The sequence below is a fragment of the Tenacibaculum aestuarii genome (assembly GCF_964510395.1).
GTDB lineage: Bacteria > Bacteroidota > Bacteroidia > Flavobacteriales > Flavobacteriaceae > Polaribacter > Polaribacter aestuarii.
Genome location: NZ_CAZEFY010000001.1, coordinates 1,033,234 through 1,057,399, shown reverse-complemented (window position 1 = coordinate 1,057,399; position 24,166 = coordinate 1,033,234). Strand labels below are relative to the sequence as shown.

Genomic DNA, 24,166 nt, shown 5'->3' with positions numbered 1-24,166 from the left:
GTTAGTCTATTTCTTCATAGTCAACGTATTCGCCAACAGAATTATTACTTTGTTTTGTAGTATTTGGTTTTTTGTCAATAACAGTTTTTCCTACTTCAACATCCGATGCTTGTTGTTGATTTCTAAACTGTTGTTCTGCTTTCTTTTGTACTTTATCTACCGCTTTTTTTATAAGGTAAGGTGCAAATAATCTCGCCAAAAACTTTATAGCATAATAAACTAACAGAATAATTAATATGGTCTTTAAAAAATTCACAGGTCCAGCTTCATTTATATAAGTCATCTTTTTCTAAAAAATAAAAAAATCAATCAAAAATAACAATTTGAAGCAAAAGGAAGCGTTAAGACTTTACAAAACTTATATTATATAGGTAATTGTATTTTTACGTATGTTTGTAAAACCTGAAAATCTGGACTTATTATATGATTAAGAAACTCCTTTTGTTTTTTGTATTTTTCTCAGTATTAACTGCAAACGCGCAATACACCCCTGTTATAAATTCAAATAGACCAGGTTTTTCTGAGAGTCCTTACAGCGTTGGTTCAGGTGTGTATCAGTTTGAATCGAGTATTTTTTATAGAAAAATTAATGCTACTCCTACCTTTAGTAATCCAGAAGCCTTAGGATTGAACTTATTTTTTAGAACCAGTTTTATTTCTGAAAAATTAGAAGTGAATTTAAATACTTCTTTACAAAGAGACAAAATAGCTTTTAAAAACATCTTTGAATCATCATATAACAAAACAGGTCTAAGTCAGTTTAGTTTAGGCGCAAAATACCTTATTTATGCTCCGAAGTATGATGATAAAAGTAAAGAAATAAGAAGCTGGAAAGCTCGTCATTCTTTTGACTGGAAACGTTGGATACCTCATATTGGTATTTCAGCGGGATTAAATATTGGTAACTTTTTAACTGACTACCACAAAAGAGATGGTTTTAGTCCGAAAGTAGGACTTTTATTACAAAATGAGTTTTCAGACAAGTTAAACGTAATCACCAATCTTCACTACGATTTTATCGGAACTGATTTTTCACAACTTTCTTACATCGTTACAGGAACATATAATTTTAATGATTATTGGTCTGGTTTCGCAGAAATACAAGGAATATTTGAAGAATATGAAAAGAGAACCAATATAGGTGCTGGTGCAGCCTATTTATTTAGCGAAAACTTACAATTTAACGCTTCGCTAAGAGCTAATATGCAGCAAGACGAAATTGGTCTTTACACTTCAGTAGGTGTTTCTTATAGACTTAATAGACACCAAGATAAATTTGTTGAAATAGATGAATTTGGAAATAAAATAGAAGAAGGTAAACAAGTTAAGTACGATGAAGACAGAAGCTTCTTTGGTAGACTATTCAGTAAGACAGGAAAATTATTTTCAAAGAAACGAGAGCAAAAAGTAGATTTAGATATTTCTAAAAACACTGATGGTGATGCCTTAAATCAAAAACCTAGAAGAGAGCGTCAAGGATCTTTAGTAGATGTTATTGCTAAAGAAGATAAAAAACTAAAGAAGAAAACTGCTAAAGAAGAAAAGAAAGCCGCTAAAAAAGCACAAAAAAAGGCTGAAAAAGAAGTAAAACGAAAAGAAAAAGAGCGTTTAAAGCTTGAAAAGCAGATTAAAAAAGAGGAAGAAAAAGAAGCGAAACAAAAAGAGAAAGAACGTTTGAAACTTGAAAAAGAAATTAAAAAGCTAGAAGAAGAAATCAAAAAAGAAGAACAAAAAGAGAAAGAAGATCAAGAGAAAGATGACAATTAAAAATCTTACATTTGACTTATGATTCAAATTAAAGAAATAACAACCAAAAAGGAAATGAAACAATTTGTTAAGTTTCCTTTTTCTCTTTATAAAGACAATAAGTATTGGGTTCCGCCTATCATTAATGATGAAGTTGAAAGTTTTGATAAGGATAAAAACCCAGTTTTTGAGCATGCGGACGCTCGTTTTTTCTTAGCTTACAAAAACGATAAAATTGTTGGTAGAGTTGTAGCCATTATCAATACTTATGAAACTACACAGCAAAACATAAAAAAAATGCGTTTTGGTTGGTTTGATGTAATTGATGATATAGAAGTAACTAAAGCTCTATTAGATAAAGTTGCTGAAATAGGTAAAGAAAATGGATTAGAATACATCGAAGGACCTGTTGGTTTTAACAACCTAGACAAAACTGGTGTTCTTGTTGAAGGTTTTGATCATATAGGTACTATGATTACTTGGTACAATCACCCTTACTATTCTAAACATCTAGAACAACTAGGATTTAAAAAAGAAAAAGAATACATCGAAAGTAACTTTTCTTTTAAAAATGTAGACATCAATAAATACGGAAAAGCTAGTACTATTATTAAAAAGAGGTATAATTTAACTCCTTTAAACTTTACTTCTACCGATAAAATAATGCCTTATGTTGATGAAATGTTTGAATTGTTTAGTAAAACATATTCAAAACTATCAACTTATGTACCTATCTCAGAAGCTCAAATAGATTATTTTAAAAAGAAATACATCAGTTTCATCAACCCTGAATACATAAAGTTTGTCGTTGATGAAAACCACAAACTTGTTGCTTTTGCTATTGTAATGCCTTCTTTTTCTAGAGCTTTACAAAAAGCGAATGGTAAACTATTTCCTTTTGGTCTTTTTCATTTATTAAATGCTAGAAAAAATTCAAAAGATGTTACATTTTATTTAATTGGTGTAGATCCAGAATACCAAAACAAAGGAGTAACTGCTGTTATTTTTGAGCAGTTTCACTCTGCATTTTTAGCCAAAGGAATTGAAAACTGTATTAGAACTCCTGAATTAGAAGACAACCATGCTATTCATCAAATTTGGAAAGCTTTTGATCCTAAAATTCATAAACGTAGAAGAACCTATAAACTCGATTTATAATGCAACTATTTTACAATCCTGATTTAGGACCTACTTCAAAAGAAATTATTTTTGATAAAGACGAAAGTCGTCATATCATTAGGGTTTTACGTAAAAAGGAAGGAGACATATTACACATCACTAACGGAAAAGGTTTTTTATTTTCTGCTGAAATTATATTGGGGAATGATAAAAAATGCATTGCCTCAATTATAAAATCAGAAGAAAAACCTCGTACTAGAGATTATTATTTACACGTAGCCATAGCTCCAACAAAAAACAACGACCGTTTTGAATGGTTTTTAGAAAAAGCTACCGAAATTGGTATTGATGAAATCACACCAATTATCTGTGAAAACTCAGAAAGAAAAGTTGTAAAAACAGAACGATTTTTAAGAATTGTACAAGCCGCTATGAAACAGTCTTTACAATTCACTTTACCAAAACTAAACGAACCTATAAAGTTCTCTGATTTTATCGATCAAGACTTTATCAGTGAAACGTTTATTGCACATTGTGAAGAAAATACCGAAAAGAGAATTTTAAAAAACATCGCTACGCCTAACACTTCTTATACTATTCTTATTGGTCCTGAAGGAGATTTTTCATCAAAAGAAATTCAACAATCCTTAACTAAAAAATTTACTCCTATTTCTTTAGGTGAAAATAGATTAAGAACAGAAACAGCAGGTCTAAACGTAGTTCAAAGTATAGCGTACCTACATCAATAATTCATTTTTTGTATATTTAACTTTTTGTTAAAAATATAGGTTGTGACAATAGAGTATCTATTTAATCTCTTTTTATTAGTAAGTGCCCTACATGGCTTTGCATTCAGTATCGTATTATTCTCTTCAAAAAATGGAAGAGAAAAAAGTATGGTATACTTAAACTTATTAATCTTAGTAATTTCTATAAACAATATCCAATCTTGGGCTTTAGAAAGAGGCTTGCTTCAAAATAAATTTGCTTTAGATTATATGCAGTTTTCTTGGCACTTTTTAGCTATGCCTTTTTTATACATGTTTTTAGTTCATTATCTAGATTTACCTCAAAAATCTTTTAATGTTTTAAAATTCGCTATTCCTGCATTTATCCTTATGGTAATTGCCCAAATAAGTTTTGTTGTGTACTACAGTGACACTGCTTCACAGGAAAGATTAGATTACATTTATGAAAGATATTCTTCTCTTGAAGAGTTTTTTAGCATGCTTACCTCTTTGAGCTTTTTCATATATTCAATGTATATTTTATATAAAAAAGAAAATTTATTCCCTAAAATACTATCTTTTGATAATCTAAAATGGCTTTACTCCTTCTTTGTTCTTTCTTCAGTAGGATATCTGCTTTGGATTCTTGCTCTTGTTGTAAAAATAAGTTTAAACTTTAGCAACTTCTTATTTTCTTATTATCCTTTAAGAGTATTTACTACTGTTTTAATCTACTGGTTAGGTTACCAAGGTTTTAAACAGATTAGAATTTTAAAGGAAAGAGAAAATATTAGAAAATCTCTTTTGATTGATTTAAACGGAAGTTTTAGTGTAGATACCATAAAAGTAGACACTGAAAAAAACCCTTCTAAAAGTCAAGTTGAACGACAAAAAGAACAGTTTCAAGAAATCGATGATTTTATTAAATCAAAAAAGAAATATTTATCTACTAAATATACACTTCAAGATTTAGCTAAGGACACAGAGTTAAGCTCAAGTACTCTTTCTTTAATTATTAATAATGTAGCTGAAAAATCTTTTACTGATTATTTAAACGAAATGAGAATTGATTTGGCTAAGACATTATTACTCGATCCAGAATATTCAGATTACACAATTACCTCTATTGGTTTAGAGTCTGGTTTTAACTCTAAATCTACTTTTTATACTGTCTTTAAAAAACATACAGGAAATACTCCTGTAGAGTTTAAAAACTTATCATTGGCTACTCTTAACAATTAATTTCTAGTCTCTTTTTATAAAAAGCCAGTCTAAAATACTCAAACTGGATGTTTTCGAACTCACTTCTTTAATCTATATTTTATATTTACATAGTGAAATTAAAAAAATTAGTAATTGAAAATAGTTGAAGGGGTTTTCAATTTATAATTAAGATTTCTAAAAAATTATTGAGAATACTCATTCTCAATACGAAAAAGGGAGAGCTATAACTTTAAAAACACCAATATTAATATTGGTGTTTTTTATTTTTATCTTCTTAAGTTATTTAAAAACAACCTTAATATTTATCATTTTCACACTATGCTTTTTATAAAAAGTAAGTTTTAAAACATCCAATCAGATGTTATTGTACTTGTTATTTTTAATCTTTTATATTTTCGCAACGTAAATTAGTTGCTTTTTGAAAAAGTGGGGACTTTTCAAATTAAAAAGTATGATTTATGTTTAAGGGGAAATAAAAACACCAACAACTAAGTTGTTGGTGTTTTTTATTACTGTTTTATTATATTGCTTCTGCTAAGCAATGCTTAATTTATGAGAAACATTATAACATTTTTTTTTCTTCTTTTCTTTACTACTATTTTCTCCCAACAAATTGCTGTTTTAAAATACAATGGTGGTGGTGATTGGTATGCTAATCCAACTGCATTACCTAATTTAATCAACTTTACCAACCTTAATACTAAAACTTCAATCGAAAAAGATATTGAAACCGTTACATTGGTTGATGAACAGATTTTTAATTATCCTATAGTTTTTATTACTGGCCATGGTAATATCTATTTTACAAATGATGAAATTACAACATTAAGAGACTATTTAATCTCTGGAGGATTCTTACACATTTCCGATAATTATGGAATGAATTCATACATCAGAAGAGAATTAAAAAAAGTATTCCCTGAACTTACACTTCAAGAAATTCCTAAAAATCATCCTATTTACAATCAGACATTCTCTTTTCCAAACGGATTACCTAAAATTCATGAACATGACAGAAAACCTCCACAAGGTTTTGGTCTTTTTTATGAAGGAAGGCTTATTGTATTTTACGATTATGAGAGTGATTTAAACGATGGATGGGAAGACCAAGAAGTACATAATGACCCAAAAGAAATAAGAGAAAAAGCTCTTAAAATGGGAGCTAATATAATTGAATATGCTTTTAAACATTAACCCCTTACAAATAGACGACATAAAGATTAATTTTGACACAGAAGCTTTATGGATGCTTAATATAGCACTTGCTATAATTATGTTTGGTATAGCCTTAGATATAAAAATTGAGGATTTTAAAAGACTTATAAATAATCCTAAAATATTATTTGTAGGATTATTATCTCAATTTATTTTACTTCCCTTTTTAACCTTCATACTAATCTACATCATAAAACCCTACCCTAGCTTTGCTTTAGGAATGATGATGGTAGCTGCTTGTCCTGGCGGGAATGTATCTAATTTTTTTAGTAAAATGGCAAAAGGGAATACCGCATTATCCGTTAGCTTAACCGCTTTTGCAACTTTAATATGCTTAATAATGACTCCTCTAAACTTACAGCTATGGGGGAGCTTGTATGAACCCACAAATATTATTTTAAAAAGTGTTTCTTTAAACCCTTTTGAGCTTTTTAAACTTGTCTTATTAATTTTAGGTGTCCCAATAATTCTAGGTATGTTTGTAAACCAATACCATCATGAAATGGCTAAAAAAATTAATAAACTATTACGCCCTTTTTCTATTTTCTTCTTTATTTTACTAATCGTTATTGCACTATATGACAATGCTGACATTTTTAAAAACTACATTCATTTAGTGTTGTTTTTAGTCATATTTCATAATATTTATGCTTTTGCAATAGGTTATGTTACTGCAAAATCTTTTAAGCTGAATAATAAAGATTGTAAAACAATTTCAATGGAAACTGGTATTCAAAATAGTGGATTAGGGTTGCTGCTTATTTTTAGTTTTTTTGATGGTCTAGGCGGTATGGCTTTATTAGCCGCTTTTTGGGGTGTTTGGGATATTTTTTCAGGAATGATGTTAGCTACTTATTGGGGAAGAAAAAAATAAAAATGAAAACTTTAGTATACTACTTTTTTAAAGCATTTGTTAAATCTGGCTTATTCTTTTACACAAAAAAAATAACAGTATTAGGAACTGAAAACATCCCTAAAAAAGGTGCTATTCTGTTTACTGCTAATCACCCTAACGGATTAGTTGATCCACTTTTCATAGCCACACATATGAAAAGAAAAACACATTTTTTAGTACGTGCAGCTGTTTTTAATAATCCTCTTATCGCTAAGTTTTTTAATTTACTTGGAATGATGCCTGTTTACCGTATTAGAGATGGGATCCAACAACTATCTAAAAACGAAGAAATCTTTAACAAATGCCAAAATCTTTTAAAAGACAATAAAGCGTTACTTATATTTCCCGAAGGAACTCATAATAAAACAAGAACTGTTAGACCTTTAAGTAAAGGGTTTACAAGAATTCTTTTTAGAACTTTAGATGAGTATCCTGATACAGATATTCATATTATTCCTATAGGAATTACTTATCAAAACGTTTCTAGTTATCCTTCTAAAGTAGCTATACACTTTGGCTCACCTATTTTAGCCAATAGTTTTTATAATCAACAAGACATTAACCAATCAGTTAAAACAATTAAAGAACTCGTTTCTGAACAATTAAAAGAATTAAGTGTACACATTCCTTTTGATAAAGACTACGAAGAAACATTAACTTCTCTTAACAAAAATCAAACGGATTTTACGGATGTAAATACTGTAAATGATACTATAAAAAACAGACTTACTACAACTAAAAAAAAGCGCAGTAACAACTACACTTTTCCTTTATTTTATCTAATTATTTTAAATAGTATTATCCCTTTTACTATCTGGAAATTTTTAAGTAAAAAAATAGATGAAATTGAATTTATTGATACTTTTCGTTTTGGTTTAAATGCTATCCTTTTTCCTTTCTTTTATTGTATCCAAAGTTGGACAATAGGCTCTTTTTTTGGGTGGAAATTTGGTTTAGTATACTTTTTCTCTTCATTGTTTCTTGTACTATTTTATACTAAACTAACACCTACTCCCCCGCCATCAAAATAGCATCTTGAATATCTTGCTGAATTTTAGTTCGAATATTACTCTTAACTAAACCATAATTCCTCATTGTAGGATATATTCTATTAGACAAGAAAACATACACCACACCCGTTGCAGGATCTGCCCAAGTATACGTTCCTGTAAAACCACTATGTCCAAAACTAACATCTGAAACACATCCACAGGTTGCTTTAACATTAGGATTTAACTGTGGTTTGTCAAAACCTAACCCTCTACGCACCTTTTTATTTTCATAATAACGCTTATTAAATTTATGTACAGTCTCTGGCTCTAAGTATTTTTTCCCTCCATAAGAACCATCTTGTAAAAACATTTGCATAACTTTTGCTACATCATTTGCATTGGCGAACAATCCTGCATGTCCTCCTACTCCACCTAACATAGCTGCTCCCATATCATGAACATAACCATGCACTAATTGATGTCTAAAATAGTTATCTCTCTCAGTTGGGACAATCTCATCTTTATCAAATTTATTTAATGGTAAATACGTCATTCTATTTGCTCCTAACGATTGATAAAACTGTTCGTCTACCAATTTATCCAAAGGTTTTTTATACTTACTTTCCAAAATTTCTTTGAAAATATAATAGCCTAAATCACTGTATTTATATCCTGGCCTTTTACGTTGTTCAGAATCTACTATTTGCTTATAAATAGAATCAGTGTACTCTTTCGCTATATATAAGTTTTTAGCAACTTTTACGCTAAATTTTGAAGTACGCTTCTTTCTATAATACTTGGTTGAGTTTTCTCCTGTTACACTATCTTTTGTATGTAAATAAAACGGAATCCAAGAACGTAAACGTCCGTAATGAGACAACACTTCTTTTAACAATAGCGTATCTTTATTCGATTTACTGTAACTTGGTAAAACATCTCCCAAACTTGAAAACAAACTAATTTTTCTTTCCTCTTCAGCCTTCATAATCATTGGCAATGAAGCTAAAATTTTAGTAAGTGATGCTAAATCATATAAATCAGAATTTTTAACCGCTCTTTCTTTTGATAACGTATGATATCCAAAACTTTTATTGTAAATCACTTTACCGTTTTTAGCCACTAAAATCTGACCTCCTGGAGACATTTTTTCCTGTAAAATAGTGTCTATTCTTTTATCTATAATTGATAATTTTTCAGAAGAAACTCCAGCTTCTTCAGGAATAGTGTACTGTAATACATCTAAATCATCTATTAAAAGTCCATAACCAACCTTGAACTCATTTTTTATAGATACTGGTAATTTTCCTTTCAATTCAAAAGCTCCGAAAAGTGCTTGTGCTGAAAGCTCTTGAGATAACTTACTATTTTGATATGACATTACAAGACCTTCAATATTGGTAAAAGAAGGTACTTGAAGTAAACTATAAGGACTTGCAAAAACATCTAAAATTACTTTATGATTTCTTGCTATTTCTTGTAACCAAGCTAAATCTTTAGTAGAAAACTTATAGCTTTTCCATGGGTTTTTATCTGATTTATGAAATCCTACAATTACCAAATTATACTTCTGTAATTTTTGCAATAAAACATTTAAGTTAGCATCTGAAACTTTATCAACCTTAGTATAATTCGTTAGCATTTCATAAAAATCAGAACCATTATCATTTCCTAATGATACATAAGCTATCTTTTTGTCTTGAAGATTTTTAATAGGTAAAACACTCTCTTGATTTTTTAAAACCGTTATTGAGTTTTTGATCAATTTTCGATGCAATACCTCATCGTATGGAGAGTTTAAATCTTTTGAAATGTTCTCGGTAATAATCGGTTTGTAATTATTTAAACCAACTAAATATTTTGCTTTTAAAATCTTTTTTACGGAATGATTTAAACGTTCTTCAGTCAATTTACCTTCCGTTAACGCTTTTTTAATCAAACTTATTGATCCTGGAACATCTTGTGGAATTAACAACATATCATTTCCTGCTAGAATTGCTGCTAAATCAATTTCTGCTGGTGTAGAATAATTTGCAGCTCCTTTCATATTTAATCCATCAGTGATAATCAATCCTTGAAAACCTAATTTATCTTGCAATAAACCAGTTACAACATTCTTTGATAATGATGACGGCAATTTTGGATTTGTTTCAATAGCAGGAATACTTAAATGTGCTGTCATAACACTAGCAACTCCATTAGTAAATACTTCCTTAAAAGGATACAGCTCTATTGAGTCTAATCGTTGTTCGCTGAAATTAATTGTTGGTAATGTATGATGAGAATCTGCTTCAGTGTCTCCATGTCCAGGAAAGTGTTTTGCATTTGCCAAAACCCCAGCTCCTTGCATTCCTTTGGTAAATGCGATGGATTTTTGTGCTACATTCTCTTTACTTTCTCCAAAAGAACGGTTTCCGATAATAGGATTATCTGGATTCGTGTTTACATCAACCACAGGTGCAAAATTCATATGAATTCCCACTCGCTTACAATGCTCTCCAATTCTTTTTCCTACCTCTTGTAGCAATAACGTATCTTGTATTGCACCTAAAGTCATATTCCAAGGAAAGCGGTAGGTGTTTTTCAAGCGCATATCTAAGCCCCATTCACCATCGAAACCTACCATTAATGGCACTTTTGCTATTTCTTGGTATTTATTATTCAATACGACCTGCTTATCTGGCGTACCTTGCATAAAAATAATATTCCCTACATGGTATTTTGTAACCATATTCGAAATAAAATCTTCGTGCTTTTTATCTTTATTTGAATAGGCTTGTATCATAAACAACTGCCCTATTTTTTCATCTACAGACATGTTTTTCATGATACTATCTACCCAAACACCTTGCGCATCTGAATCTTTTGCCAACAACGGATCTACTTGCTGTGCTTGAATTATTTGTGCAAAAATGAATGCTAATAATGTAAGCGCCTTTCTCTTCATATACCTTCCTTCTTTTAAAATTTCGGGGGTTTAAAAAATATTTCTTTCTTAAATAACGTCAATAGTTATACCAAAAATCGTGCGTGCCAACTTTGGTTTGCTGGCACTTCCCATTTGGCTTCAAAATCTTCTTTGGTATTTACCATGTTATTAAACACTACAGTTTCTGCTGTAATTTTTTGTGCTTTGGCAAAGTTTTGAAACTCTGGAAGTTTAACAATATTGATATTGTCTCCATCTTTAAAAGAAACATTCATTTTATCCATTAAATCTAACTTCAACTCGTTTTCTAACTCTTGTATAAAACGCACTGAAGCATCTATTGAACAACCTGATACATTGTTGAAATTTTCATCAACAGCTAATACCAAAAATTGATTGTATTTTATGGTGAATGATCCTTTTAAATCATCTTCATGACGCGTCCAATTTTCAATAAAAACTAACGCTTTTGCTGTAATGTACTCTATTTCTTCGGCTGTAAACTCTCTATCTGACTGATATACCCAAACTCTTGAATTTTTAGGTAATTCTTTATATTCTGTATACATTTTTTATGTATTAATTTCACTGTATCTAAATTAAAAAAACAACTTAGATAATTACTAAAAATAAATGTTAAAGGTTACCTTAAATTAAACTTTTGTTGTAAAGCCTGTAATTTTTCCTCATCCGTCATAGTTTCTTTCTTTGGTACAGACATTCGTTCTTTAATTTCTCGTAATACCTTTTTAGTGTATAATGGAAAATCCGCATTTTGAATCCATGCGTTATATCCTGGATTTTCTTTTAACACTTCTTCTACTGTTCTTCCTTTATACTTCCCAAAAGAAAAAATTTCTTGGTCATCATCGTTAAACAATACAAATCCTGCAAAATCTGCTCTTTTACCATGAGTAGAAAACTCACTTAATGCTTCAACAGTGTTTTCTAAATCGTCATATCTATCAACTTGAGCTAATAAAATCTCATACGTAGCATTTGTGTCTGCTTCAGCAGAGTGTGCTCCTTCTAAATCTTTTCCGCAGTAAAACTGATATCCTGCACTTAGCGTACGTTGTTCTTTTTTATGGAAAATTGTTTGCACATCAACTGCTTTACGATTGTTCATGTCAAAATCAATACCTGCGCGTAATAATTCTTCTGCTAATAGAGGAATATCAAATCGGTTGGAATTGAATCCTGCTAAATCTGCATCAGATATCATATCGTTAATCTTATCCGCTAGCTCTTTAAAGGTTGGTTCAGTTACCACTTTTTCATTTGTAATTCCATGTACTGCTGTTGCCTCTGCTGGAATTTCTATTTCAGGATTTACTAACCATGTTTTACTTTCTTTATTTCCGTTTGGAAATACTTTTAAAATTGATATTTCTACAACTCTATCTTTAGCTATGTTGATTCCTGTAGTTTCTAAATCGAAAAATACAATGGGTTTGGTTAAGTTTAAATTCATTTTTAAATTAAGGGTTAAAAGGCAATGACTCTATTTACTTTAAATACTCTTTTATTGCCTTTTCTATATATTATTCGTTGTTTAATTGCTTTTTAAATTCGTCTATTTGATCTAAGACTTTTTTTGGTAACGTTGGTTCTTTAAAACCATATTTCTCTAACTCTTTTTCTAAAGTTTTTGCTACAATATAACGTGCTGTTGGTTTATCATCTGCTGGTATAACGTACCAAGGAGCATAATTCGTTGACGTGCGCTGCAACAAATCTTCATAACACTCTTGGTAATTATTCCACAATTTTCTTTCTTCTAAATCTCCTGCGGAAAATTTCCAGTTTTTCTCTTGAATATCTAAACGTCGTAATAATCTATTTTTTTGTTCTTCTTTTGAAACATTTAGAAAGAACTTTAAGATAATAGTTCCGTTTTCTGAAATATGCTTTTCAAACTGATTAATGTGTTCCATTCTTCTATGATAAAACGCATCATCTAAATCTTCTAAACTTTTTACGGTCGGAATATTTTCTGCAAATACATATTCAGGATGCACTCTCGTTACTAACACATTTTCATAATGTGTACGATTAAAAACCCCTATTTTTCCTTTAGGCGGTAAGGCTATATAATGACGCCACAAAAAGTCATGCTTTAATTCTAATTCCGTTGGTACTTTGAAACTATGTACTACTACCCCACGCGCATTAACATCTTTAAAAACTTCACGTATTAAACTATCCTTTCCAGCAGTATCCATACCTTGTAAACAAAGTAAGACGCTATACTTACCTTCTGCATACATCGTATCTTGTAGTTCACTAATTTTTTTTCGCGCTTTTTTTAATTTCTTTTTAGCATCTTCGTCTATCTCTTTTGTAGCATAGTCTTTTAAATCAGTTCCCTTTTCAAACTTGTATGCGTTTACATCCATTTTTCCTCTTAATTTTAGCATAAAAGTACAAAAATATAGACTTCTAGCATTGATTTTCTCTTGGTTATTATCAATTTTTACAATTAAGAACGTCGCTTTAGTCTTAATTATTTTTAGAGTTTTAACATCAAAATAAATCTACAAAATGAAAAAAACTGTAATAATACAAGCAAGCTCTAAAAGTAACGGAAATACAAACAGAGTTATTAACTACCTCAACAGCAACAACTCTTTTGATGTTATCGACTTAAAAACAAAAAATATTGGTGTTTTTGAATATGACTTTAGCAATGCTAATGACGATTTTATTCCTGTTATGGAAGAAGTTATTAATAACTATGATACGATTGTTTTTGCAACCCCTGTTTACTGGTATACAATGAGTGCTACTTTAAAAATATTTTTTGATCGTCTGTCTGACTTGTTAAAATACAAAAAAGACTTAGGAAGGCTATTACGAGGTAAAAACATGGCGATGATTAGTAACTCAGGTCAAAACGATCTGAAAAACGGATTTGAAATGCCTTTTATTGAAAGTGCTAATTACCTGGGAATGAATTACCTTGGAAGTACTCACTCTTGGTTTACTGAAGATGGAGAAAACATTCATCCTGAAGCTGCCGATAAAATTGATACTTTTAGAACTATACTTACTCAATAAAATGTTTAAAATCTTTTACTCGCTCTCTGCTTACAATTATTTCAGAATTATTATAAGACTCCAACTTTAATTGTAAGCGAGAGTTTGTATAAGATACAATATCTTTAATCGCATTTATTTGTACTACAAAAGTTCTATTTACTCTAAAAAACTGTTCAGGGTCTAACTGCTCTTGCCAGTATTCTAGTGAATTGTCAATTAAATAATTTCTATTAGAATTGGTATGAATATAAGTTGCTTTGTTTTCTGAATAAAAGCATTCTATATCTTCAATATTTATAATTTTTAAATGTTGCCCAACTTTTATCGTAAATCGTTTTTTGTACTTTCTATCTACTGGGTTTATTAACAACTTACGAATGTCATTTATATTAACGTGTATGTTACTTTGTAAAGGCTGATATTCTTTAAACTTATCTACCGCTACTCTTAACTCGTCTTCATCTATTGGTTTTAGGAGATAATCAATAGAATTTAATTTAAATGCCTTTAATGCATATTCATCATAAGCCGTTGTAAAAATGATGGCTGATTTTACAGTTACTTCTTCAAAAATTTCAAATGATAATCCGTCAGAAAGTTGAATATCTAAGAAAATTAAATCTGGGTGTTCATTATTCTGAAACCAATTTATAGACTCTTCTACCGAGTGTAGCATTTGCTGAACCTCTATATTCAATTCTGCTAACATTCTATTTAATCTTCTTGCTGCTGGCTTTTCGTCTTCAATAATTATAACATTCATCGTTTTATTCTCAGTAATTATTGCTTCATATATTCTTTAATTTTTCGCTCTTCCCAGTTTTTTGAAAACAACTTGTCTTTTCCTAAAACACTAAATCCGTGTATAAATACTACGACTCCCCACCAAAAGAACAAATTATAATTATTTATATCTAAAAAAGCATCTAAAATTGATTCATCTCGGTATACAATATCTTTATATATTCTTCTTCCTATAAAAAATAAGTTTATTAGTATATAAACCGCTAAATGCTTGTAGAATTTTTTAATTTCCTCTACTCTTTCTTTAGCCTTTATGTATTTTTCCTCTTTATTTAAAACTTCCATTTTCTTTCCTTTTTAATTCTTCTAAATATTCTTTAATTTTTTGTTCCTCCCAATTTTTACTAAAGAAAGATTTTGTTCCGAATACTCCTAACCAATGGAAAACCATTCCTATTCCCCAAAACAGCCAAGTGGCATATACTCCAAAGTTACTGATTGCTTGAACAAACGTATGATTATCATCTTTCATCAAACCTACAATAATTACTATAGATATAAAGATATTTACAGCTACATAAACTAACAAATGTGTATAAAAACCTTTTATTTTATCTACTCTCTTTTTAGCTAATAGATATTTTTGTTCTTCTGAATAATCTCTTTCCATACTATTCTTGTTTGTTTAAATATTCGTTTATCTTTTTTTCTTCCCAGTCTTTACCTAAACCTATTTTTTCCATTCCAAAAACACCAAACCAATGAAAAAACAACCCTAAAAACATTCCTATAGTTGGAAAATAAAACCAATGGTAACTAGGCACAAACTTTAAGTTTATAAAAATCAATACTGGTATAATTAACACAGTTACTATAAGATGAATGTATAACCCCTTTATTTTTTCTACCTTTTTCTTTGCTTTCGCGTATTTATATTCTAATGTATAATCTCTTTCCATCTTATTTGTATTTTTCTTCTTCTTCCATTAATTCTTTAATCTTACGCTCTTCCCAGTTTTTTCCTAAAAATAAATTATAATTATTTACTTCTAAGTAGTGAAAAACCAATCCTATACCCCAACCTATCATCGGAAACCAAAACCATTGGAATCTTGAATACGTTTTTAGATTAATAAATATTAAAAAAGGAACAACTATACAGTACGAAACTAAATTTTGATAAAACTCTTTTAATTTTTCTACCCTTTCTACTGCTTTTACATAATTACTATTTTCTAAGCTTTTTGTACCCATAATACTATTTTTTATATCAATTAACAGCGGTAAACACACTGTAAATGTTTTGTTATTATTAATTATTTGAACGTTTCTATCGGTTATTAAACCGTAACGATCTGCTATATTTCTCAACCCTACTTTTGTGCTTTTTCCAATAGCTTCTTTCGGATTGATATTGTTTTGAATTTTTAGAAATCCGTCTTCTTCAAAAATGCGTATCTCTAAAGGTTTTGAAGCCGAAACTACATTGTGCTTCACCGCATTTTCTAATAACAATTGAAGTGATAACGGAACTATCTTTAACTCAAAATTACTTACTTCTTCAGGTATTGTAAACTTTACTGCTTCCTCAAAACGCATTTGCAATAATTCCATATAGGTTTTGGCAAATTGTAATTCTTCTTGAATTGGTACTAGTTCTTTATTTCGTTGCTCCAGTACATAGCGATATACTTTTGATAGTTTTGTTGTAAACTTCTCTGCTTGTTTCGGATTTTCACTTATTAAAGAAGTCAACACATTTAAACTATTGAATAAAAAATGTGGGTCTATCTGACTTTTTAAAGTTTCAAACTTTGCCGTTTCAGTTTTTGCTACTATTTCATGCTGAGTAGTTTCTTGTTTTATAGATTTTTTCCAGTTTACTATGAAACCTTTTGCATGAAAAAAAGCTGCAATTCCTAAGGAAAGAATAATGGCAAATAAGTGCATCCATAGAAATTGCCCTGTAAAAAAGTTTTCTATCTTATTTGAAAATATTACAAAATACTGAATGTAATGTATTCCTAAAACTGCTACTATCGTATAAATTACCGTTGCTATAATTCCCCACCAAACTCGCTGATTGGTTTGTGTAACCCAATCCCACTTAGCACTTAAATAATCATTAATAATACCATTACCTAATCCAAGGATAAATGAATACATTCCTGAAAATAAAAACACTAACCCTGCTTCTTTTAAAGTAAATGCTTGATTTATTAGCGTAAAAACTATACCGAAAACAATCGTAAGTTTTAAGCAAATCCAAACATCACTTTTAAAACTCTTAAACATTATTTTTGATGAGGGTTTCATATGATTCTTAAAATTTTATTTCGAAAGATACATCTTTATCTCTAACTAAAAACTTAGCCTCTTCATATCGTGGAGGACCAAAACGAGATAAATTATTATTTGATGCTCCATAATCTTCTAAAGGCATTCCGTTAGGTTCAAAGTCCATTCTGTTATTATTATTTGCATCGTGAAAACAAATAATTGCATATTCACCTGCAGGTATATTTTCAAATACTACAGTACTTTTTCCTTCCTTAATATTCGCTTCTTTTGCTTGTACTGGTTCTTTTCTAAAATTCTCTTTAGTATATAACGCATATTTGATGTTTCCAACATCTGATGTTGCGTTAACAACTGTAGCTGTGATGTTCTGTTTTTGAGCAGAAATTGTTTCGACAGTAAACACTACTATTACGATTAAAATGTGTGTGAAAAATTTCATAATGTTGTTTTTATGGTTAATTCTTGTACAAATCTCTTCTAGAAATCAGCTTTTAAAAACAAAAACAAACTGAATTGTATTTTTTTTAGGATGAGTTGTAACAATTTGTATTTTTAGGCTACTTATAACATATCAACTTTATCAAACTTTGTGGAAAAAGAACTAGAAAATAAATTTTTAGACGATTTCGAAGCCAATCAAAACATTGTACATAAGGTATGTAGAATTTACACGACTGACCAAGATGCTCACAATGATTTGTTTCAAGAAATCACTATTCAACTATGGAAAAATTACAGCAAATTTAGAGGAGATGCAAAATTTAGTACATGGATGTATCGTGTAGCACTTAACACTGCAATTTCTTTATATCGTAAATCAACTAGAACTATACAAACACAAGATATCACAGAATATTCTTTTAAAATTAAAGCAGAGGATTATGACGACACAGAAGAGTTACAATTAAAAGCACTATACAGTGCAATACGTAAATTAAATGATATTGATAAAGCGCTAATCTTTTTGTATTTGGAAGATAAATCTTACAGAGAAATTTCTGACACTTTAGGTATTAGTGAAGTAAACGCTCGAGTAAAAATGAACAGAGCAAAGGATAAATTAAAAAAAGTATTAAACCCATAAGTTAATGGATTTAGATAAATATAAAAAAGCTTGGGAAAATCAACCAGAAGAAACACGTAAAGTTTCTAAAGTTGATATTTATAAGATGGCACATTCCAAGTCATCATCAATAGTAAAATGGATTTTTATTATTGGAATTTTAGAATTTGTTTTATTGAACTCTTTATATTTTGTTGTTGATATGGAAGAAGCCTACAACGAATACAGACAACTTGGATTATACAACTTCATGTTTTATTCACAATTTGTTCTTTACCCAATACTATTCTATTTTTTGATTAAGTTTTATTTAAATTATAAAAGTATATCTGTAGTCGACTCAACAAAAACTTTAATGGACAAGATTATTAAAACAAGAAAAACTGTAAAGTACTATGTTTTATTTAATTTGTTATATGTTTTTATTTTTGGAGTTATTGTTTCTATTGCTACACTTAAAACTCATCCTGAATTTAATTCTAAACAAATTTTAGTTTCTATAATTGTTACTATCGTGTTATTAATCATTATGGTTATAATTTTATGGTGCTTTTACCAATTACTATATGGTATTTTGTTACGTAAGCTGAATAAAAACTACAAAGAGTTAGCTAAACTTGAAGAGTTAAACTAAAAAAAGAGAGGTTGTTTTACAACCTCTCTTTTTATTTAAAATAACTTCAACTCTTCTAATAATTTCTCATGCATCTCATCAGTATAATCTAAATGTGTTACAATACGAATTTTCCCTTCTCCCATAGAGATTAGTAATATTCCTTTATCTCCCATTTGCTTCATAAAATCATCTGGCTTTATTGAATCTTCAACATAAAAAATAACAATATTCGTTTCAATAGGTTCAACCTTCTTTACATACGAACAGCTTTCTAGGATTTTTCCTATTTCCTTTGCTTTTTGATGATCTTCAGCTAAACGTTCTACTTGATTATCTAACGCATAAATTCCAGCAGCTGCCAAAAAGCCTGCTTGTCGCATTCCTCCACCAAACAATTTACGTACACGTAAGGCTTTTTCAATATGTGCTTTGCTTCCTACTAACACAGAACCTACTGGAGCTCCTAAACCTTTTGATAAACAGATTGAAATTGTATCAAATAACTCCCCATATTGTTTCGGAGTTTCATTTTTTGCTATCAAAGCATTAAATAAACGTGCTCCATCCAAATGATACGCCAAATCATTTGCTTTTGCTACTCTTTGAATCTTTTGTAACTCTTCAAAATCCCAACAAGCTCCTCCTCCTTTATTGGTAGTATTTTCAACACATACCAAACGGTTAAACGGAGTATGAATATCATTCCTACCTGTTACTACACTTTCTAATTGTTCCGCCGTAAACATTCCTCTATTTCCATCAATTAAACAAGAAGTTACTCCTGCATTAAATGCTGCTCCACCTCCTTCATAATTATATACATGAGCCCATTTATCACAAAACATTCTATCTCCTGGTTGTGTGTGAATCTTAATCGCTGTCTGATTCGCCATGGTTCCCGAAGGAAAAAATAACGCAGCTTCCATTCCAAACATATCCGCTACTTTTTCTTGTAACAAATTAACTGTTGGATCTGCTTTAAAAACATCATCTCCTACCTTAGCTCTCATCATTGCTTCCAACATTCTTTGAGTTGGCTTTGTTACAGTATCACTTATTAAGTTTATTTCCATTTCTAACTACGATTTTTAAAATGTATTTTTGCATCTATGATTACACACGAACAGCTTAAAAATATCGCTGAACGAATTGGCAAGTTAAAAGGATATTTAGAAATTGACAAGAAGTTAATTGAAATTTCAAATGAAGAAGAAAAAACAGCAAATCCTGATTTTTGGAACAATCCAAAAGAAGCAGAAGCTGTTATGAAATCCCTTCGTTTTAAGAAAAAATGGGTAGAAGATTACAATACTGTTGTGGCTATGAACGACGATTTAACAGTTTTGTACGATTTTTACAAAGAAGGAGATGTAGAGGATAGTGAAGTTAAAGAGCAATATAAAAAAACAGCTACTTTTTTAGAAGATATTGAGTTTAAAAACATGCTTTCTGAAGAAGGAGATAGTTTGAGTGCCACTATACAAATAACTGCAGGTGCAGGTGGAACTGAAAGTTGTGATTGGGCAGAAATGTTAACACGTATGTACACCATGTGGGCAGAAAAACAAGGCTACAAAATAAAGACCTTGAACTATCAAGAAGGTGATGTAGCTGGTATTAAAACAGTTACTTTAGAATTTGAAGGTGATTATGCTTTCGGATGGTTAAAAGGTGAAAATGGCGTGCATCGTTTGGTGCGTATTTCTCCTTTTGATAGTAATGCTAAACGTCATACTTCCTTTGCTTCTGTATATGTATATCCAGTTGCTGATGATTCTATCGAAATTGAAGTAAACCCTGCCGATATTGAAATTACTACAGCACGTTCTAGTGGAGCTGGTGGGCAAAATGTAAACAAAGTTGAAACAAAAGTACAACTAGTACACAAACCTACAGGAATTCAAATTCAGTGTTCTAATTCACGTTCGCAGCACGATAACAGAGCTACTGCGTTACAAATGTTGAAATCTCAACTATATGAAATTGAATTACAAAAGCGATTGGCTGCTCGTGATGAAATTGAAGCCAACAAAATGAAAAATGAGTGGGGAAGCCAAATCCGTAACTACGTAATGCACCCATATAAATTGGTGAAAGATGTCCGTACAGCTCATGAAACAGGAAATGTAGATGCTGTAATGGACGGAAACATCAATCCGTTTTTAAAAGCCTATTTAATGATGATGGGGCAAAAAGAAGATTAATACTATAAAACTCTTAATAATGATAAAAATATATCACAATCCACGTTGTTCTAAATCAAGACAAGGTTTAGAAATTTTAGAAAACTCTGGTAAAGAGTTTGAAACTGTAAAATATTTAGATACTATTCCTTCTACTGAAGAGTTAAAAGAAGTCATTAGTTTATTAAATATTTCTCCGATTGATTTAGTTCGAAAAAATGAAAAAATTTGGAAAGAGGAATATAAAGGAAAAGAACTATCAGATTCAGAAATTATCAAAGCAATGGTTGGTAATCCAAAATTAATAGAACGTCCAATCGTTATTAACGGTAACAAAGCGGTGATTGGTCGTCCGCCTGAAACTATCAAAGAAATTATCTAATTATTTTAAAAGCTCTCAAAAATTTGGGAGCTTTTTTATTTTAACACAATTTAAATAACTAATTCTTTAGTTTATTAATAATTCCATGTAAATTGCTCTCAAATTAAAAATTCATTCACTATGAAAAAAGTAGTATTAGGGCTATCCCTGGCCTTCATTATTTCCACGGGGTATAGTCAAGCTTTAAAAGAAACACAACAAAAGCTAAACAAAAAAGAAAAAGTAACTGCTATGAACATTCCGACTGATCCTTCAGTTAAGATAGGAAAACTATCAAACGGAATGACCTACTACATCAAACAGAATCCGAAACCAGCCAACAAAGTAGAATTACGATTAGTTGTAAATGCAGGTTCTATTTTAGAGGATGATGACCAGTTAGGGCTGGCTCACTTTATGGAGCACATGAACTTTAATGGTACCAAAAACTTTAAAAAGAACGAATTGGTAGATTATTTACAGTCTATCGGAGTAAAGTTTGGAGCACACTTAAACGCTTATACAGGTTTTGATGAAACTGTATACATCTTGCCTATTCCAAGTGATGACCAAGAAAAACTAGAAAAAGGATTTCAAATTCTTGAAGATTGGGCGCATGGTGCTTTACTAGAAGGAAAAGACATTGACGAAGAGCGTGGTGTAGTTTTAGAAGAATACCGTTCTCGTAGAGGAGCTGACAGCCGTATGTTAGAAAAGTATTTACCAAAAGTAATGCATGGTTCTAAATATGCTGAAAGATTACCTATCGGTACTAAAGAAAACATAGAAAATTTTAAACACGAAAGTATTCGTCGCTTTCATAAAGATTGGTATCGTCCAGATTTAATGGCTGTTGTAGCTGTTGGTGATGTAAGTGTTGACGTTTTAGAAGAAAAAATCAAATTACACTTTAGTAAAATACCTGCAGTTAAAAATCCTCGTAAAAGAGAAGTTGCTCCATTAAAAAATCACAAAGAAACTTTTATCGCGATTGAAGCTGATAAAGAAGCTCCTTTTGCTAGTGTACAGTTAATGTACAAAGATTATGATGAAGCAAAACCAGAAACAACTGTTGCTGATTACAGAAATTCAATTGTTCAATCGCTATTTGCTGAAATGATTAATAATCGTTTAGACGAATTACGTAATAGCGAAAACCCTCCTTTTGTTTACGGGTTCAGTTATCATGGTGGAACATGGGCTCGTGGTAAAGAAGCTTACCAATCAAGAGCAAGTGTAAGTGCCGATGGTCAATTAAAAGGACTACAAGCTTTATTAGATGAAAGCGAGCGTGTTAAAAGATACGGTTTCCAACAAGGAGAATTAGATCGTGCAAAAATGAGCGTTAATGCTCGTATGGAAAAGGCTTTTAAAGACAAAGACAAAAGAGAGTCTAGCAGAATTATTGGTCAATATGTAAACAATTTCCTAGAGCAAGAGCCAATTCCAGGTATCGAGTGGGAATACAAAGCACACCAAATGTTAGTGCCTTCTGTAAAATTAGAAGAAGTAAATAGCTTAATTAAAAACTATTTACATGATGATAACCGTGTTGTAGTTATTACTGGACCTAAAAAAGTAGTAACTGAACAACAGGTATTAGATGCTTTAAACAACGTTAAAACTAAAGAGTTAAAACCTTATGAAGATAAAGCTGTAGCTGCTTCTTTAATTACAAAGCAACCAACTCCTGGTACTATTACTAAGGTTATTGAAAACAAAGATTTAGGTACAAAAACGATGGTTTTAAGTAACGGGGCTAAGATTACTTATAAGAAAACTGACTTTAAAAACGATGAAATTTTATTTGAAGCATTTAGTTTCGGTGGAACTTCGTTATACTCTGATGAAGAATTAAAAGCTACTGCTTTTGCAAATAGCGGACTTTCTGAAGCAGGAATTAATGGTTTCTCTAAAACAGATTTATCTAAAATGATGTCTGGTAAAATCGTTCGTGTTTCTCCTTATATCGGTGGAATAAGTGAAGGATTTAGAGGTTCTGCTACTCCTAAAGATCTAGAAGAATTATTCCAAATGGTACACTTGTACTTCACCTCTTTAAACAAAGATGAAAAAGCATTTGGTTCTTATGTAAACAAACAAAAAAGTTTCTTAGGAAACTTATTAGCTAGTCCTAATTTCTTTTTCCAAAAAGAAATGAGTGAATTTGCTTACGGTAAAGATCCTCGTTATACAGGTTTTCCTTCTCCTGAAAAATACGAAGCCGCTGATTACAACTTGGCTTATCAAAAATACCAAGAGCGTTTTGCAGATGCTGGAGACTTTAACTTCTATTTTGTAGGAAATATTGATGAAAAGAAACTTGCTGAGTATGCAACTAAATATATTGCTGGTTTACCAGGAAAAAATTCAAACGAAAAATATAATGTTACTGATTTCAGACCTTTATCAGGTTCACACACTAAGATAGTAGAAAAAGGAAAAGATCCTAAAAGTAACGTTCGCATTACCTACCAAGGAGAAGCGAAATACAACAAAAAAGATGCTTTAGCTTTTAAAGTTTTAGGAGAAGTTGTAGGAATTAAGTTAATTGAAAAACTACGTGAGCAAGAAGGTGGTGTTTATTCTGCTGGTGCTCGTGGTAGTATAAACAAAATGCCTTACGGTTGGTATAACTTCACAATTTCATACCCTTGTGCACCTGAAAATGTTGAAAAATTAAAGAACATTTCAGTTGCTGAAGTTGCTTCTGTAGTTAAAAATGGACCTACAAAAGAAGATTTAATGAAAGCTCAAAAGGGAATGATTGCTGACTACAAAGAAGATCTTAAAAAGAATCGTTTTTGGTTAAGCACTATTAAAAATATAGATTATCAAAACAACGATGTTTCAGACGTAGCCTCTTTTGAAGAAAGTGTAAACTCTTTAACTACAAAAGACATTCAAAAAGTAGCCAAGAAATATTTAACTAACGGATATATCTTAGGAATTTTAAATCCTGAGAAATAATTCTCAACACATAACAACTTACAAAAGCTCTCAAGAAATTG

General features: G+C 30.4%; 25 protein-coding genes. 13 read left to right on the top strand and 12 right to left on the bottom strand.

Annotated elements, in window-relative coordinates; all coding sequences use genetic code 11:
* Position 1: 1 nt before the first annotated feature.
* Positions 2 to 283 (bottom strand): DUF4834 family protein, encoded by a 282-nt coding sequence (locus tag ACKTSU_RS05165; RefSeq protein ID WP_274634405.1) that lies wholly within the window; start codon positions 281 to 283, stop codon positions 2 to 4.
* A 140-nt stretch (positions 284 to 423) separates the two neighbouring features.
* Between ACKTSU_RS05165 and ACKTSU_RS05160 the strand changes: the two genes are divergently transcribed.
* From ACKTSU_RS05160 to ACKTSU_RS05130, 7 genes are all read left to right on the top strand, one after another.
* Positions 424 to 1,767, top strand: coding sequence for a transporter (locus tag ACKTSU_RS05160; RefSeq protein WP_408035286.1), 1,344 nt, complete (start codon positions 424 to 426; stop codon positions 1,765 to 1,767).
* 18 nt (positions 1,768 to 1,785) lie between these two features.
* Positions 1,786 to 2,904, top strand: coding sequence for a GTP cyclohydrolase (locus tag ACKTSU_RS05155; RefSeq protein ID WP_408035285.1), 1,119 nt, complete (start codon positions 1,786 to 1,788; stop codon positions 2,902 to 2,904).
* Complete coding sequence (locus ACKTSU_RS05150; protein ID WP_408035284.1) at positions 2,904 to 3,614, top strand: 16S rRNA (uracil(1498)-N(3))-methyltransferase; 711 nt, start codon at positions 2,904 to 2,906, stop codon at positions 3,612 to 3,614. Before ACKTSU_RS05155 ends, ACKTSU_RS05150 begins: the two co-directional genes overlap by 1 nt.
* A gap of 42 nt (positions 3,615 to 3,656) precedes the next feature.
* Positions 3,657 to 4,835 carry a helix-turn-helix domain-containing protein gene (locus ACKTSU_RS05145; RefSeq protein ID WP_408035283.1) on the top strand — a complete coding sequence of 393 codons (1,179 nt, stop codon included), beginning with the start codon at positions 3,657 to 3,659 and terminating at the stop codon, positions 4,833 to 4,835.
* 534 nt (positions 4,836 to 5,369) lie between these two features.
* Positions 5,370 to 6,011, top strand: a complete 642-nt coding sequence (locus ACKTSU_RS05140) for a DUF4159 domain-containing protein (protein WP_408035282.1) — start codon at positions 5,370 to 5,372, stop codon at positions 6,009 to 6,011.
* Positions 5,995 to 6,906 carry a bile acid:sodium symporter family protein gene (locus ACKTSU_RS05135; protein WP_408035281.1) on the top strand — a complete coding sequence of 304 codons (912 nt, stop codon included), beginning with the start codon at positions 5,995 to 5,997 and terminating at the stop codon, positions 6,904 to 6,906. The genes ACKTSU_RS05140 and ACKTSU_RS05135 overlap by 17 nt, the downstream gene beginning before the upstream one ends.
* A 2-nt stretch (positions 6,907 to 6,908) precedes the next feature.
* Positions 6,909 to 7,958, top strand: coding sequence for a lysophospholipid acyltransferase family protein (locus ACKTSU_RS05130; RefSeq protein WP_408035280.1), 1,050 nt, complete (start codon positions 6,909 to 6,911; stop codon positions 7,956 to 7,958).
* Here the strand turns inward: ACKTSU_RS05130 and ACKTSU_RS05125 are convergent.
* The 4 genes from ACKTSU_RS05125 to ACKTSU_RS05110 all read right to left on the bottom strand — a co-directional run bounded on the left by ACKTSU_RS05125 (position 7,936) and on the right by ACKTSU_RS05110 (position 13,265).
* On the bottom strand, positions 7,936 to 10,863 hold the full coding sequence (locus tag ACKTSU_RS05125; protein WP_408035279.1) for a glycoside hydrolase family 3 N-terminal domain-containing protein: 2,928 nt from the start codon (positions 10,861 to 10,863) through the stop codon (positions 7,936 to 7,938). The genes ACKTSU_RS05130 and ACKTSU_RS05125 overlap by 23 nt on opposite strands.
* 65 nt (positions 10,864 to 10,928) lie before the next feature.
* Positions 10,929 to 11,414 carry an ABC transporter ATPase gene (locus ACKTSU_RS05120; protein ID WP_408035278.1) on the bottom strand — a complete coding sequence of 162 codons (486 nt, stop codon included), beginning with the start codon at positions 11,412 to 11,414 and terminating at the stop codon, positions 10,929 to 10,931.
* Positions 11,415 to 11,488: 74 nt separating this feature from the next.
* Complete coding sequence (locus ACKTSU_RS05115; RefSeq protein WP_408035277.1) at positions 11,489 to 12,319, bottom strand: exonuclease domain-containing protein; 831 nt, start codon at positions 12,317 to 12,319, stop codon at positions 11,489 to 11,491.
* Between the two features lie 70 nt (positions 12,320 to 12,389).
* Complete coding sequence (locus ACKTSU_RS05110) at positions 12,390 to 13,265, bottom strand: PPK2 family polyphosphate kinase (RefSeq protein WP_408035276.1); 876 nt, start codon at positions 13,263 to 13,265, stop codon at positions 12,390 to 12,392.
* A gap of 124 nt (positions 13,266 to 13,389) precedes the next feature.
* On the opposite strand from ACKTSU_RS05110, the gene ACKTSU_RS05105 reads away from it, so the two are divergent.
* Positions 13,390 to 13,905 (top strand): flavodoxin family protein, encoded by a 516-nt coding sequence (locus ACKTSU_RS05105; RefSeq protein ID WP_408035275.1) that lies wholly within the window; start codon positions 13,390 to 13,392, stop codon positions 13,903 to 13,905.
* On the opposite strand, the gene ACKTSU_RS05100 is transcribed toward ACKTSU_RS05105, so the two are convergent.
* Genes ACKTSU_RS05100 through ACKTSU_RS05075 form a run of 6 tightly spaced genes read right to left on the bottom strand, consistent with a single transcriptional unit; the run spans position 13,895 to position 17,371 of the window.
* Positions 13,895 to 14,650: a LytR/AlgR family response regulator transcription factor gene (locus tag ACKTSU_RS05100; RefSeq protein WP_299001227.1), complete on the bottom strand. Its 756-nt coding sequence runs from the start codon at positions 14,648 to 14,650 to the stop codon at positions 13,895 to 13,897. The genes ACKTSU_RS05105 and ACKTSU_RS05100 overlap by 11 nt on opposite strands.
* Before the next feature lie 17 nt (positions 14,651 to 14,667).
* Positions 14,668 to 14,976, bottom strand: a complete 309-nt coding sequence (locus tag ACKTSU_RS05095; protein ID WP_408035274.1) for a 2TM domain-containing protein — start codon at positions 14,974 to 14,976, stop codon at positions 14,668 to 14,670.
* Positions 14,960 to 15,301: a 2TM domain-containing protein gene (locus tag ACKTSU_RS05090; RefSeq protein ID WP_408035273.1), complete on the bottom strand. Its 342-nt coding sequence runs from the start codon at positions 15,299 to 15,301 to the stop codon at positions 14,960 to 14,962. The genes ACKTSU_RS05095 and ACKTSU_RS05090 overlap by 17 nt, the downstream gene beginning before the upstream one ends.
* A 1-nt stretch (position 15,302) precedes the next feature.
* Positions 15,303 to 15,590 (bottom strand): 2TM domain-containing protein, encoded by a 288-nt coding sequence (locus tag ACKTSU_RS05085; protein WP_408035272.1) that lies wholly within the window; start codon positions 15,588 to 15,590, stop codon positions 15,303 to 15,305.
* 1 nt (position 15,591) lies between these two features.
* Positions 15,592 to 16,926 carry a 2TM domain-containing protein gene (locus ACKTSU_RS05080; RefSeq protein WP_408035271.1) on the bottom strand — a complete coding sequence of 445 codons (1,335 nt, stop codon included), beginning with the start codon at positions 16,924 to 16,926 and terminating at the stop codon, positions 15,592 to 15,594.
* A 28-nt stretch (positions 16,927 to 16,954) separates the two neighbouring features.
* Positions 16,955 to 17,371 carry a DUF2141 domain-containing protein gene (locus ACKTSU_RS05075; protein WP_408035270.1) on the bottom strand — a complete coding sequence of 139 codons (417 nt, stop codon included), beginning with the start codon at positions 17,369 to 17,371 and terminating at the stop codon, positions 16,955 to 16,957.
* Between the two features lie 150 nt (positions 17,372 to 17,521).
* Here ACKTSU_RS05075 and ACKTSU_RS05070 point away from each other — a divergent pair, with 150 nt between their 5' ends.
* Positions 17,522 to 18,016, top strand: a complete 495-nt coding sequence (locus ACKTSU_RS05070; protein ID WP_408035269.1) for an RNA polymerase sigma factor — start codon at positions 17,522 to 17,524, stop codon at positions 18,014 to 18,016.
* 4 nt (positions 18,017 to 18,020) lie between these two features.
* Positions 18,021 to 18,629, top strand: a complete 609-nt coding sequence (locus tag ACKTSU_RS05065; RefSeq protein WP_408035268.1) for a hypothetical protein — start codon at positions 18,021 to 18,023, stop codon at positions 18,627 to 18,629.
* 35 nt (positions 18,630 to 18,664) lie between these two features.
* On the opposite strand, the gene ACKTSU_RS05060 is transcribed toward ACKTSU_RS05065, so the two are convergent.
* A complete protein-coding gene (locus ACKTSU_RS05060) occupies positions 18,665 to 19,684 on the bottom strand; it encodes a threonine aldolase family protein (protein WP_408035267.1) in 1,020 nt (339 codons plus the stop codon).
* A 36-nt stretch (positions 19,685 to 19,720) separates the two neighbouring features.
* Here ACKTSU_RS05060 and prfB point away from each other — a divergent pair, with 36 nt between their 5' ends.
* From prfB to ACKTSU_RS05045, 3 genes are all read left to right on the top strand, one after another.
* Positions 19,721 to 20,815 carry a peptide chain release factor 2 gene (prfB, locus tag ACKTSU_RS05055; protein WP_408035266.1) on the top strand — a complete coding sequence of 365 codons (1,095 nt, stop codon included), beginning with the start codon at positions 19,721 to 19,723 and terminating at the stop codon, positions 20,813 to 20,815.
* A gap of 19 nt (positions 20,816 to 20,834) precedes the next feature.
* Positions 20,835 to 21,176 carry an arsenate reductase (glutaredoxin) gene (gene arsC, locus ACKTSU_RS05050; RefSeq protein ID WP_408035265.1) on the top strand — a complete coding sequence of 114 codons (342 nt, stop codon included), beginning with the start codon at positions 20,835 to 20,837 and terminating at the stop codon, positions 21,174 to 21,176.
* 120 nt (positions 21,177 to 21,296) lie between these two features.
* Complete coding sequence (locus ACKTSU_RS05045) at positions 21,297 to 24,125, top strand: M16 family metallopeptidase (RefSeq protein ID WP_408035264.1); 2,829 nt, start codon at positions 21,297 to 21,299, stop codon at positions 24,123 to 24,125.
* Positions 24,126 to 24,166 lie beyond the last annotated feature (41 nt).